The organism is Shinella sp. GW821-FHT11G07, from assembly GCF_058808115.1.
The window spans coordinates 216,394-229,666 of the sequence record NZ_JBXARJ010000007.1; the positions used below are offsets into that span (position 1 = coordinate 216,394).

Consider the following 13,273-nt stretch of genomic DNA (forward strand, 5'->3'; position numbering starts at 1 on the left):
ATGCAGCCAGCTTGCTTGGTTTCAACTACCGATCTAAGCCCAGTCGAGCAATACGATATCGGCAGGCATATCTGGCCGGAGGAAGCCCACGCTGTCTTCGAGGCGCATGAGGCAGCTGGGGTTTGCGGTTGCCATCTTCAGTGCGTCTTCCAGTGGGATTCCCACATTCGCGACCAGCCGCCGCAGCGATGTCGCCATGTCGATATGGACACCGGCGAGAGAGCCCAGGCGATTGACCAGCCTGCCGTCGACGAGGCGGATGGTCTCGTCGTAAAGCGTGAAATGGTCCGGGCCATTCCAGGTCGACATGGCATCCGACACCAGCACCATCCGGTCCCGCACTGGGCGTGCACGGATCGAAAGGCGCAGAACGGTATCGTCCACATGGTGCCCGTCGGCAATGAAGCCGCAATAGACATCGCTGTCGAGCGCAGCACCCACGACGCCCGGCTCGCGCGAGGTGATGGGCGTCATCCCGTTGTAGAGATGTGTCACCGAACGGGCGCCTTCGGCGATGGCCGCGCGGGTGGTCGACGCATCGGCGGCGGTGTGGCCGAGCGAGACGACGGCTCCCATCGCGGAGAGCGTCGCGATTGTTCCCGACGGCACGCATTCCGGCGCAAGGGTCACCAGCACCGGGACGCCGCCTGCGCGCAACCGTCTGACGGCGGAAAGCGTGTGCTCGTCCATCGGGCGGATGAACAGCGGGTTGTGAGCACCCTTGCGTTCGACACTGATATGCGGCCCCTCGAGATGCACGCCGACGATGCCGTCGCTGCCGGCAACCGCCAGCGCCGCCGTGACGGCCCGCTCCATGACGTCGGGGATGTCGGTGATCAGGGTCGGCAACACGGCCGTCGTCCCGCTCGCGCGGTGCGCAGCCGCAATGGCCTTCAGGCCGGCAGGGGACGGATCGCTGTTGAACATCACCCCGCCGCCGCCATTGACCTGAACGTCGAAGAAACCCGGTGAAGCGAGGCTTGCCGTCTTCCAGATGGGCAGGCCATCCATTCCGGCTTGCCCGGTCGGGACGATGTCGTCGATCCTGCCGGCCGCGATGCGCAGCGCAAGGCCGGCGCGCAGCGTCTCGCCGTCGAAGAGCTGCCGCGGCACAAGCCACCAGGCTTCGGTATTTTCGAGGTCGAACGGCGCCGTGTCGCTCTGCGAGATGACGGTCATCGCGCGGTCCCCGCGGGGGTGAAGTAGTACGGTGCCAGTACCTCCTGGATATGTGCATAGACGAGCGCCTTGCGCCAGTCCGGCGCGGTGGCGGCGAGACGCTCGGCCCGGTCCAGCAAGGCAGGCGCGAAAAACTGCTCCAGCACCATCACCGGAGGCTTCGTCTCACCCAGGCCCGCCATGAGCTGCTGCACGGCCTCTACGGCCGCCGTCTGCGTCCAGTAGTACCGGATACGGTCGGCATAGCTGAAATGTTGCAGCAGGCGCAGTTGCGTGTCGCTGCCGCCGTAGTGCTTGCTCCAGTTGCCCGGTTCGGCGAGCATGAGCCCCTCCATCACGTCCGGAAGCCGCGGCCGATCCGGTGCATCCCCGGTCCAGTCTGACAGCGCATCCAACGCATAGACCGCCTGCCGATAAGCATGGGTGAGGGCTGGACCGACCTTCAGCACCGCGAAATGCCGGCGGCCGAGTTCGGGATAGACGGCAGGCGCCTGGTAGTCGGTGGAATGGGCCTCGAAGCTGAGGTAGGGCATATCCTGTAAGACGGGCGAGAGGCGATCGGGCGTTGCAGGGTCGAAGCGATGCACATGGTCGGGCGCAAACTCCAGACCCGGCTGCACCACCAAACCGACCGCACGCTGCCACGCGTCGTGAAGCCCCAGTGCCTCGAAGCGGCGACGATGGGCATCAATGGTCGCAAGGGCGCTTTCCGGCGTGGTCGGCTCGATGCCCTGGCCGCCTTCTTCCGCCCGCGCGCCACCCGGTGGCGGCACCTCGGTACCGTACATATAGCTGAGGGTTGACGGGTCTTCGGCCGCGGCCTCGCAGATTCCGGTAAGCTCGGCCGCACGCGCCGCACTCACCTCGTCCGAAACCTGGGCGGGCTCGCCGGCGCAGCCTTCCGAACAATCGAGATGGATTTTCGTGAAGCCGGCGCAGACATAGGCCGCGACGAGATCGCGCGCATGGCCCATCGCCACCTCGGCTGGTAGGCTGCGCCAGACCTGCGGTCCAAGGTGGTCTCCACCAAAGAGCAGCGGCTGGTCGGGCGCGCCGACCTGCAGGCAGATCGCACGCACGAAACGGATGAAATCCGCCGGCCGCATGCCGGTATAGCCGCCGAACTGGTTGACCTGGTTGCTGGTCGCCTCGATGAGCAGCGGCACACCCATTTCCTGCGCCAATAGCACGGACGCGGCGATGACATCGGGATGCGCCGAGCAGACGGAGGGCATGGCTTCGCCGGAGCCCGCACGGTTGCGGGCGATCAGATCGCGCAGTTCCTTCATTGCCAGCCCGCCTCTGCCGCCTGGCGGGCAAGAATGGCGGCGCCCCGTGTACCGCTGGCATCGCCGTGTTCGGCAATCCTGAAGACCGGGCTACGCACGCCCGGCAGCTTGTGCGCCTCGAAGGCGGCGGCAAGGTCTTCGGCAAGGCCCGCCATGCGCGACAGGCCGCCGCCAATGACGATGCAATCCGCATCGATGGTCAGTTGGACCGTGTGGATCAATTCGCAAAGCAGGTCGAGCCAGATGTCGAGCACGGTCCGCATCGCGGCCTCGCCCTTCGATGCGGCCGCCACGATCTCCTCCGCACGCGCCGGCCGGCCGGCGACATGCGCGGCAAGGCGCGACAGACCGGGGCCGGAAACGTAGGTCTCGTAACATCCTGTGCGACCGCAGCCGCAGGCGACCAAAGGCAAGCCGTGTTTTGTGATCCGTTCTGCCGGCAGGCCGAAATGGCCGACTTCGCCGGGAAGCCCGTTGAGACCCTTTGCCAACCGGCCATTGACGCAGACGCCCCCGCCCACACCGGTTCCGAGGATAAGACCGAAGACCGTTCGGTAGCCTTCACCCGCCCCACCATTGGCTTCCGACAGGGCGAAACATTTGCAGTCGTTTTCGACCGGGATCGGGCGCCCGAGGCGCGCCGTCAGGTCGGCGCCGAGGCTGCGCCCGGTTGCCGGCAGGTTGGAGGTCACGGAAAGTCCGGTTGTCGGATCGATAAGGCCCGGCAGGCCGATGCCGATCGCTGCGGGTTTGCCCGCCACGGCCTGCAGCCAGTCGGCCTGTTCGACGATGGCATCGAGCAGGTCGGCATAGCTCTGCTTGCGGGTATCGATCCGGCGCTTTTCGACCGGCTGCATATCCTCGCCGAACAGCGCCGCCTCGATTTTCGAGCCGCCGACATCGATGGCGCCATAGGCGGCCGGCGCGCGCTTCGGCAGATCGTAGAGTTTTACACCTGCGACGACGCGGGTGAGGTTGCGGCCGGCGAAGGGATCGTCGACATTCAGGCCCATGCGATCCGACCAGATCACCGCCAAAATCTGTCCGATGAGGACATGAAGGACGGAACCCCAGGCATCATTGCCGATGGCGGGCACGGCGATATCCGCGCCGGTCGCCACGTCGCCGAGGCGCACGATGGTTTGCGGACTGAACTGCGCCGCGATCTCGTTTGCGAGGTCGATATCGTAGGCTTGCGTGAACGGATCGGCCGATTGCAGCACGAAGACCAGCGTCCTGTCGTTGACGACGGCCTTGGGACCGTGCCGGAAACCCAGCGTCGAGTCCCAGGAGGTTGAGATGCCGCCAGCCGTCAGTTCCAGTACCTTCAATGCGCATTCCCGCGCCGTGCCGGTCAGTGGCCCGGAACCGAGGAAGACGACACGTTCCGGCATCGCGAAGCGTGCCAGTGCACTAAAGCTGCTGGCAATCAGGCCTTCCGCGGCGTCCGCGAGGTGCGGGAGAAGTGCTGCAGGGTCGGCCGGCGGCGCTGGGTCGAAGCAGGCGAGCGCCGACAACAGCATCGTCGTGTAGCTCGACGTCATGGCAAAGCCGCGGTCGTTCGTTTCAGGCGGCAGGACAAGCGTGCGCTGTTCGCCCGGCCCCTGGAGATAGGGCACCGCAAGCGCGCTCGCCGCATTGCAGGTGATGTGGAGGCGGTCGGCCTCCGGGGCATGGGCATTCAGCAGGTTGAGGGTGCCGAGACTTTCCGAGCTGTTGCCGCTGCGCCCGAAGGAGACGACCAGCGTGCGCACGCCCGGGCGCAGAAAGCTACGTGGACCGGAGACGAGATCGGTCGTCGGCACGGCGCGGAAGCGCGCCGGACCGGCTGCACGGTTGAGATAGGCCGCCAGCGTTTCGCCGATGAAAGCGGAGGTGCCAGCGCCGCAGAACCAGATTTCCTCATGCTCGCGACGCTTCAGCCACGCCTGGATCTCGGTTGCGAAAGTTGCCAGCCGCGGCGCGAAAGACCGCCAGACGGCCGGCTGCTGGGTGATCTCCCGTACGGTTTCCCAGCGGTTGAGGCCAGCGGTTGCGGTGGAAGAGCGTTGCGACGTCATTTCTTCTTCTCTTCGATTGGGTCTACGCGGTGGACGACGACGCCCCGCGCTTCGATTGCCTCGACGACATCGTCGCCAAGGCCGGTGTCGGTGACGATCGTGTGGATGCGCTCGATCTCGCAGAAGCGGTGCAGCCCCGGCGCGCGGAACTTGGTGGAATCGGCCAGCACGACGATGCGCCGCGACACGGTGATCATCGCGGTGTTCTGGTGCGCCTCCTCTTCGTTGAAGGTGCTGAGGCCGGAGACGGGATCGATGGCATCGGCACCGAGATAGAGGGCGTCGAAATGCATGTTGGCGAGCGTGCTCTCCACCATGCGGCCGGAGAGCGAGCGGGATTCATGGCGCAAGACCCCGCCCGGCAGCATGATCGAATGCTGTGTCGCCCCGCGCAGCGCATCGACGATATTGAGACCGGTGGTCATGACGGCGAGCGGATCGGCATCGCGCAGCGTCTCGGCAAAGAGCTGGGCGGTCGAGCCGGAGTCGATGATGATCGACCGGTCCGTGCCGACGAGCGTGCGGGCAAAGCGTGCGATGGCGCGCTTCAGGGCAAGGTTGACCACGGCCTTGTCGGTGATCTGCGGCTCGAGGAAGGAGCTGCGTTCAGCCGTTGGACCGTGGGCCAGCGCCATGGCGAGCGCAATCCTGAAGTCCGGAATGCCCTTGAAGCCGTAGCGACGGCAGAAGCGAATGACGGAAGGCTCGCTGACCTCGGCGGCGGCCGCGATCTCCTGCACAGGTTTGTGCATAAAACCTTCCGGCGCCGACAGCATGTATTGCGCCACGCGGCGGAACGTCTTGTTCAGTTCCGACAGGTCGGCGGAAACGGCCTCGATCAGCGTTTGTCCTGACGGATGGGATGTCAAACCGGGCTCCTCTCGACCAGATCGCCGCGCCGTTCGATTGCGGTGGCCTCTTCAGTCCGGTAGCGCAAGTTGCGACCGGTCGCATCGAATATCTGCAAGCGCTCATGCGCAATCGTGAAGGCAAGCCGGTCGCCGGCGCGGATACCGGCCTGGCCGGCAAGTTTCGCCGTTAGCGCCTGGCCGTCGGCCAGCCGGCCGTAGACGATCGTCTCGCCGCCGAGTTGCTCGACCACCTCCACCGTCACGCTCAGTTCCCCCGTCGCGGAGATGCTCATGTCCTCGGGGCGCACGCCGAGTTCCAGGCCCTCGGTCGAGACCACGCCGACTGCCGGCGACAGGTCGAGCGAGAGGCGCCCGCCGCCCGGAAGTTCGCCGTTCACCGCCTGTCCGGCCTGTGAGGCTGAAACGAACCCGATGAAATTCATCGGCGGTTGGCCGAGGAAGCCGGCAACGAAGCGGTTGACCGGATTGTTGAAGAGTTCGAGCGGCGCGCCGACCTGTTCGATCACGCCCTGACGCATCACCACCATGCGGTCGGCAAGCGTCATCGCCTCCACCTGGTCGTGGGTGACGTAGATCATCGTGTTGCCGAGCTGGGCGTGCAGCTTCGAGAGTTCCACGCGCATTTCACCGCGCAGCGACGCGTCGAGATTGGAGAGCGGTTCGTCGAACAGGAAGATGCGTGGCTTGCGCGCCAGAGCGCGGCCGATGGCGACACGCTGGCGCTGGCCGCCGGAAAGCGCCTTGGGCTTGCGGTCGAGCAGTGCCTCCAGCTTCAGGAGCTTTGCCACTTCGAGGACGCGCGCCCGGATTTCCGGCTTCGGCGCATTGGCAATCTTCAGGCCGAAACCGATATTCTCGGCGACGGTCATGTGCGGGTAGAGCGCATAGGACTGGAACACCATGGCGATGCCGCGCTTCACCGGATCGGCCGTCGTCATGTCCTCGCCGTCGATGAGGAGATTGCCGCCGGTGATGGGCTCCAGGCCTGCAATGCAGCGCAACAGCGTGGACTTGCCGCAGCCCGACGGGCCGACGAGCACGACGAATTCGCCGCTCGATATGGCGAGATCGGCGCTGCGGATGATCTCCAGGTTGCCGTAGGATTTGTGCAGCTTGCGAATTTCGACCGTCGTCATCAGTTCGTCCCGTCTTCGAGCGCGACCCGCATGCGGAAATCCAGATGTTCCGGCAGCGGATGGGCCTTCATGTGCGTTTCCAGTTCGGCGGGCGTCGGCGTCCGGCCGAACTGCTGTTCGAGCCTGCCCTTTTGCAGGTAGCCCCAGAGATCGGCCGATAGGTCTTCGCCCTCGCGGATCGTCGCGAACTCGACTTTCAACAGGGCTTCAAGCACATCGAGGTTGCCGCGCTTGGCGGCAACGGACGCGCGCGCCAGCACGATGCGTTCCTGCGCTGCAATGTCGTCCGGAAGCTTTGCCAAAAAGCCTTCCAGGGCCTGGAGGCGCTCGGCGTGCAGCAGGAACTGCACGATCTCGACGGCGAGTTCGGCTGGAGCATCCTCCGCCGCCCATGCGAAGAGATAAAGCTGTTCGGCCCTGTCCTCGTCCTTTTCGATCATGGCCAACTGGCGGAGGCCGAGCCAGGTTGGCCGCGCCGCCACCGAGCGCTCGAAGAGACGGCGGGCCGCAGCCAAATCTTCACGGTCGAGTGCGGCAATGCCGAGCAGCAGATCGTGCAGCCAGGTCGCTCCCTGCCGTCCGACGCTGCGTTCCAAGGCGGAACGCCAGAGATCGGAGACGGCAAAATCGGCAGGAACCCGCGACAGGTTGCTTACGGAAATTTCCCCCGTTTCCGCCAGCTCGTCCCAGACGCCGGGTTCGGCATCGACGGCAAAATCGAGACCGGCGGCGAGCGGCTTGCCGGTGAGCTTCGCCTGCCGCGCCCCCCAGGGGGAGCCGGCCGAAAGGCGTCGGCCGAGCGGCTGTTGCGAAACACGCGTGAGGAAGGCGTCGACATCCGAGAGTTCGGCTTTCGGGAATTGGTGATCGACGGCTTCGGCCGTGGCGCGCTCTGCGACCGCGTAGTCGGTAGAATGGGCCGCGGCCGGATCGACCGACAGCCCGCCATAGACCTCCGTCCAATGCAGCTCGCTGTCCGCGGCAAGCACGAAGCGCTGGTTCTGCGTCGGCGTGATGCCGGCCTGGATCTCGATATAGTCGCCTTCGCCCTTGCGGGCGAGATAGTCCATCCAGTGTTGCCCGCCGGCGGCCGTGCCGAAATAGAAGAACTTCCGGCCGGTCAGTGCCGATGTGGCGGTCTGCGCGAGGCCCGTTCCCGCCTTGTCGAGGGCGGCGATGAAGAGACGATCCGCCTCGGGCTTGCGGAAGAAGACCGAGGTCGCGCCCTTCCAGAGGCCGGGATAGGAGCCGTCGAAACGCGCCGGGTCGGGGAAGGGGAAGCGCGCAAGTTCGTTGCCGGGCAGCACATGTTCGATCGCATAGTTGCCGGGGCTGACGACGCGCATGCCCGCACTCACCGGCACCGCCACATTGGTCCACCAATAGGCACGCTTCTCGGTCGGCGCGGCGTTGACGATGCGGCCGTGCACATAGAGCCTGTCTTCATCGGCCGGCAGGTAGAGGTCGATCTGCCAGGTGGCCTCGACGATCCGGTCGAATTCGTAGATGCGGAGCACCGGGCCGCGCTCCGTTTCCACCACGCCGGTAAAGACGGGCACGCAGGTGAACGGCGTATGGCCCGGGATGAGCCCGTTCCACTCGATGCCGCCGGAGAACCAGGCATTCAGCGCGGCGAGGTTGGCGGGCTGGAACACCGGGTTGCGGAAGACGAGGTCGCGCCCGAGCGCATGATCGTAAAGCTGCATCAGCCGGCCACCGTATTGCGGGGCGACGGTGACACGCAGCCGACCATTATCGAGCGCGATCAGCGGCATCTCGCCCGGCGTCTGCGCGCGGTCGTAATCGTCGTAGACGCTGTAGGGCAGGATCGAATCCTTGCCCCAGTCAAAAGCGTGGGCGTTTTCGTCCGCGCTGAGGCCGCGTGACGGCGGTGTTTCCTTGTCGGGGATCGGCTGCTGCCAGCGGAAGCGCGGCAGGCGGCTTGCCCCGCCGAGATGCGACATCGGCAGCGTCACGACCGTTTCTTCCACGGTCGTTTCGCCTTCGGCGCGGGTCTTCTGTTGGGTCTGGTTCACTTCACGCCTCCCATGGTGATGCCGCTGATCATCCGCTCGGAGAGGATGATGAAGAGAAGGATCGTCGGCACCATCACGATTGTGACGCCGGCGAAGAGGCCGGCCCAGTCGCCGCCCGAATATTGCATGGAGGTGATCAGCGAATAGATGCCGAGCGACAGCGTCCGGTTCTCCGGGCTGTTCAAGAGCACGAGCGAAAGCTGGTACTCGTTCCACAGGCCGACGAAGTTGAGGATCGCCACCGTCGCGACGCCGGGGCCGGCGAGCGGCAGCATGACATGCCGGAACACCTGGAAATCCGAGCAGCCGTCGATGATCGCCGCCGATTCGAGCTCCGAGGGCAGCGAGGCGAAGAAGCCTTCGAGCACGTAGATGCTGAACGGAATGGAGAGCGCGACATAGACGATGGAAAGCCCCGTCAGGCTGTCGCCGAGCCGCATCGTCGTCATGATGACGAAGAGCGGCACGAAGAGCAGCGGGATCGGCACGCCCATGCCGAAGGCGAAGAAGTTGGACAGCGCCTGCCGCCCGGCAAAACGTCCGCGGCTCAGCACATAGGCCGCCGGAACCGAGACCAGCAGCAGGGCGGCGACCGAAACGGAGGTGACGATCAGGCTGTTCAGGAAGTAGTCGCCAAAGCGGTTGTTCACCCAGGTCTTGACGTAGTTGCCCCAGGCGGGATCGGCCGGGAAGGACCACGGCTTGCCGAAGAGATCGCGATTGCGCTTCAGCGAGGCGAGGATGATCCAGAGGATGAAGAAGACCGAGAAGGCCGACCAGCCGCCGACGACGAGGTAGGAAAGCCCGCGTTTTGCGCCGCGCAGCGTGAGGATTTTTTTCATCTCAATACTCCACCCGCTCGCGCTTGAAGACGAAGCGCAGGAGCACGATCGTGACCAGGGTCAGGAAGAAGAGCGCGACGCCGATGGCGGTCGAATAACCGAGCGCATAGACCGGCTCGCGCTGGCCGAACCCCATGATGTAGAGGTAGATCGCGGGCGTATAGAGGTTCTGGTCGATGTTCGGCCCGCCGAAGGCATAGGGAAACTCGACGATCTTGATGGCGTGGATCGACCACAGCACCAAGGTGATCAGGATGACGTCCCAGATCATCGGCAGGGTGATCAGGCGGAAGATCTGGAAGGTGCTGGCGCCTTCGAGGCGGGCCGCTTCGTACATGTCGATCGGCACCTTGTCCGCGCCGGCTAGGATGAGGATCGTGTAGAAACCCGCCGAAATCCAGACGAGGCCGACCATCATGGCGAAGAAGACGTTTTCCGGCGCCGTCCAGGAGATGGAGGCAAGGCTCGTCAGGCCGAGTGCCTTCAGCACGCTGGTCAGAAGCCCGTAGCGCGGCATGAAGACGAAGGACCAGAAGGTGGTGATCGCGACGACCGCGATGATGTTCGGCAGGAAGATCAGGGCGCGGAAGAGCTTCTTGCCCCAAAGGCCCGAATTCAGGAGCATGGTGAAGAGGAAGGCTAGCCCGAAGGTCGCGATACCGCCGACGACCATGATCATCGACATGTTGCGCAGCGCACCCCAGAAGATCGGGTCCGACAAGAGCCGCGTATAGTTTCCGATGCCGACCCAGGTCGGCGTGTCGCCGAAACCGGAGGTTTCGAACAGGCTCAGATAGAAGGCCTGAAGTGCTGGAAAGATCAGCAGGCCCAGATAGAGGATGAGGGCGGGCGCAAGAAACGCCACCACCATACGTCGCCTCATCATCGCAGAATCTCCATTCGGCAAAACCGTTCGTGGCCACAAGGCCGGCCGAAGCAATGCGACTGCACCGCCCCGGCCCGTTGCGAAAGCCTTATTGCTGGCTTGCCCAATAGTCCTTCGTCTTGTCGACGAGGACCTTGACGAAGTCTTCCGGGGTCGACTGGCCGAGGAACATCTTGCTGAATTCGGGCGTCAGCACCGTCGCGTTGAACTCCGGATAGGAGACGCCGAGACCGCCGCCGAAGCCGGACAGTGCCGTCGCGCTCTTCGCCGAAGCATAGGCATCCGAAAGCACCGGCGGCCAATCGACGCCATCGCGCACCACGCCGACGCCGCCATCCGCAACGAGCGTCTTCTGCGCGTCCTCGGAGAGGAGGTAGTTGACGAAGCCCGCCGCTTCCTTGGCGTTCGGCGAGGCTTTCAGGACCATCACCGACACCAGGCCGACCTCGATATCGGTCGCCTTGCCGGCGCCGCCGGCGACTGCCGGGAAGTTGAAGGCGCCCCAGGGGAAGTCTGCGCCGGCACTTTCCGTCAGTTCGGTCGGCAGCCACGAGCCGACGAGTTCGCCCATCGTATCGCCGAGCGCGATCGTCTGCTGGCCGGCCGGGTACTGGAAGCCGCGGGCGTCTTCCGCGATGCAGCCGACTTCCCAGAACTTGCGGGCCGACTTCGCGGCCTCGAGCACGGCCGGGTCGGACCAGCCGGAGCCGTCCTTGACCTCGAAAGCCTTGATCATGGCATCCGAGCCCTTGGCGCGCGACAGGAGATGAGAGAAGAACAGCACCTGGTAGAAACCGACATTGCCTTCGGTCACCAGCGCGTGTTTGCCGGTTTCCTTGAGCTTGCCGCAGAGCGTGAAGAGTTCGTCGAGCGTCTGCGGGACCGTGCCGCCGGCCTCGGCCAGCATGTCCTTATTGTACCAGATGTTCACGGTGTTGTAGATGTAGGGAACCTGCTCCACCTTGCCACCGGCCGCATAGAGATCGAGCACGCCGGGCAGGAGAGCGGCCTTCGTATCGCCGAGATCTGCGCTGATCTCGTAGCCGAGCCCTTCCTTCTGCAGACCGCCGGCGAGCTGATCGCCGTCCTGGTCCGCGAAATCGACCTGCGTGCCGGCCTGCAGGGCGGCGCGCAGTTTGGTCTGGTTCTGGCGGCCGTTCCAGACGACCTTGAAGGTCGTTTCCGGGTGCGCCTTGGTATAATTGTCCATGACCTTGCGCAGGGCCGCGGCCTGCGGCTCCGGCTCGTTCCACATGGACCAGAAGACAAGTTCGGCTGCATTGGCGATGCCTGCGCCAGCCATGAGGCCGACCGAAAGCGCGGCCGCGGCGGCAGAGCGCCACAAAATCTTGTTCGTCATTCAATCCTCCCAAATTGAAAGCGCGCTGGAATTGACCCACGTCTGCGCGGCTTCGGGATGTACCTTAGAGGAGGGTTCTGAAACTTTGCAACATAAAAATCTCGCAAAGTTTCATTTTTGTAGTTTTATTACAAAATTGGTTTCGGGAGCGGGGCGCACCACCCACGCTCCAGTCCCGCCGGTTGCGGCGCCGAGTTGGTAAGCCCCAATCCGGCGCAGCCGCAAGCCGACTCTCGCCTTCATTCCCCTCATTTCTCGCGCTTTACTTTACCGACCAGACGGTATAGTAATTTCTCGAACTTAACGCGGTGTGGGAGGAAACACAGTGCATTGGGATGGATTTCTGAGAACGACGGCGCTTGCGGGCGTCATGTTGTGGGCGGGTTCGGCGACGGCGGCGGAAGTGTCGATCTTCTGCAGCTCTGCCGGTGCCGAGCTGGAGCTTTGCCAATCGGCCTCCGAGGCCTGGGCGAAGGAGACCGGCAATACGGTCAAGATCAACAAGATGCCGGCGAACTGGGGGGAGGCGCTGCCGCTCTACCAGCAGCTTCTTGCCGGTAAATCCGGCGACATCGACGTCCTGACGCTCGACAATATCTGGGTCGGCGCACTGGCCGCCCATCTCATCGACCTCAACGAGACGGTGCCGAAGGAGGAGCTCGCGGCTCATTTCGAGGCGGCGCTCGCCGACTCGACCATCGAGGGCAAGCTGCTCGCCATGCCGTGGTTCGTCGATGCCGGCCTGATGTTCTATCGCAAGGATCTGCTCGAAAAGTACGGCAAGGCCGAACCGAAGACCTGGAAGGAACTGACCGAGACGGCCAAGTCCATCCAGGAGCAGGAACGCGCCTCCGGCACCAAGGACATGTGGGGTTACGTCTGGCAGGGCCGCGCCTATGAGGGCCTGACCTGCGACGCGCTGGAATGGGTCGCCTCCTATGGTGGCGGCACGTTCATTGCGCCGGATGGCACGATCACCGCGAACAATCCGAAGGCGGTGGAGGCGCTGGAGCTTGCCCGCACCTGGATCGGCGGCATCAGCCCGGAAGGTGTTCTGAACTATGACGAGGAAGGCTCGCGCGGCGTCTTCGAAGCCGGCAGCTCGGTCTTCCATCGCAACTGGGGTTATGTCTGGGGCACCAGCCAGGCAGAAGGGTCATCATTGCTCGGCAAGGTCGGCGTGATGGCGCTGCCGGTCGGTGCGGAAGGCGAAAAATCGAGCGGCTGCTATGGTGCCGGCCTTCTCGGCGTGTCGAAATATGCCGACGACACCGATGCAGCGGTCAGCCTCGTGCGCTATCTTACGAATGCCAAGGAGCAGAAGCGCCGCGCCATGCAGGGCTATAGCCCGACCTTGAAGGCGCTCTACCAGGATGAGGAAATCCTGGCGAAGAACCCCTCGCTACGCTTCGCCGAAAAGGCCTATGCGGAAAGTGCATCCCGGCCTTCGCAGGTTACGGGCGCCTCCTACAACCGGGTCTCGCAGCGCATTTTCAACGGGGTCCACAACGTGCTGAGCGGCAAGGAGGGCGCCGAGGACGCGCTCGCCAAGGTGAGCAGCGATCTGGAACGGTTGAAGAAGCGCGGCTGGTAAGCGCTTAGAAGATCAAGGA

At 64.5% G+C, this 13,273-nt stretch carries 10 protein-coding genes; 1 reads left to right on the forward strand and 9 read right to left on the reverse strand.

What is annotated here, in order from left to right; all coding sequences use genetic code 11:
* Window positions 1–33: 33 nt before the first annotated feature.
* The 9 genes from nagA to AC1RT2_RS15770 all read right to left on the reverse strand — a co-directional run bounded on the left by nagA (window position 34) and on the right by AC1RT2_RS15770 (window position 11,660).
* Window positions 34–1,179 carry an N-acetylglucosamine-6-phosphate deacetylase gene (gene nagA, locus AC1RT2_RS15730; RefSeq protein WP_493103293.1) on the reverse strand — a complete coding sequence of 382 codons (1,146 nt, stop codon included), beginning with the start codon at window positions 1,177–1,179 and terminating at the stop codon, window positions 34–36.
* Complete coding sequence (locus AC1RT2_RS15735) at window positions 1,176–2,468, reverse strand: class II D-tagatose-bisphosphate aldolase non-catalytic subunit (protein ID WP_493103295.1); 1,293 nt, start codon at window positions 2,466–2,468, stop codon at window positions 1,176–1,178. The genes nagA and AC1RT2_RS15735 overlap by 4 nt, the downstream gene beginning before the upstream one ends.
* Entirely contained in the window at window positions 2,465–4,528 is a 2,064-nt protein-coding gene (locus AC1RT2_RS15740; RefSeq protein ID WP_493103297.1) for an ROK family protein, read from the reverse strand. The genes AC1RT2_RS15735 and AC1RT2_RS15740 overlap by 4 nt, the downstream gene beginning before the upstream one ends.
* Entirely contained in the window at window positions 4,525–5,397 is an 873-nt protein-coding gene (locus AC1RT2_RS15745) for a transcriptional regulator (RefSeq protein WP_493103299.1), read from the reverse strand. The genes AC1RT2_RS15740 and AC1RT2_RS15745 overlap by 4 nt, the downstream gene beginning before the upstream one ends.
* Window positions 5,394–6,536, reverse strand: coding sequence for an ABC transporter ATP-binding protein (locus tag AC1RT2_RS15750; RefSeq protein WP_493103301.1), 1,143 nt, complete (start codon window positions 6,534–6,536; stop codon window positions 5,394–5,396). Before AC1RT2_RS15750 ends, AC1RT2_RS15745 begins: the two co-directional genes overlap by 4 nt.
* Entirely contained in the window at window positions 6,536–8,572 is a 2,037-nt protein-coding gene (locus AC1RT2_RS15755; RefSeq protein ID WP_493103304.1) for a DUF5107 domain-containing protein, read from the reverse strand. Before AC1RT2_RS15755 ends, AC1RT2_RS15750 begins: the two co-directional genes overlap by 1 nt.
* Window positions 8,569–9,414, reverse strand: coding sequence for a carbohydrate ABC transporter permease (locus AC1RT2_RS15760; RefSeq protein WP_069063576.1), 846 nt, complete (start codon window positions 9,412–9,414; stop codon window positions 8,569–8,571). The genes AC1RT2_RS15755 and AC1RT2_RS15760 overlap by 4 nt, the downstream gene beginning before the upstream one ends.
* Before the next feature lies 1 nt (window position 9,415).
* Window positions 9,416–10,300 (reverse strand): carbohydrate ABC transporter permease, encoded by an 885-nt coding sequence (locus tag AC1RT2_RS15765; protein WP_083243202.1) that lies wholly within the window; start codon window positions 10,298–10,300, stop codon window positions 9,416–9,418.
* An 88-nt stretch (window positions 10,301–10,388) separates the two neighbouring features.
* Entirely contained in the window at window positions 10,389–11,660 is a 1,272-nt protein-coding gene (locus AC1RT2_RS15770) for an ABC transporter substrate-binding protein (protein WP_493103307.1), read from the reverse strand.
* Window positions 11,661–12,030: 370 nt separating this feature from the next.
* Here AC1RT2_RS15770 and AC1RT2_RS15775 point away from each other — a divergent pair, with 370 nt between their 5' ends.
* Complete coding sequence (locus tag AC1RT2_RS15775) at window positions 12,031–13,254, forward strand: ABC transporter substrate-binding protein (protein ID WP_069063574.1); 1,224 nt, start codon at window positions 12,031–12,033, stop codon at window positions 13,252–13,254.
* The last annotated feature ends 19 nt before the right edge of the window (window positions 13,255–13,273 follow it).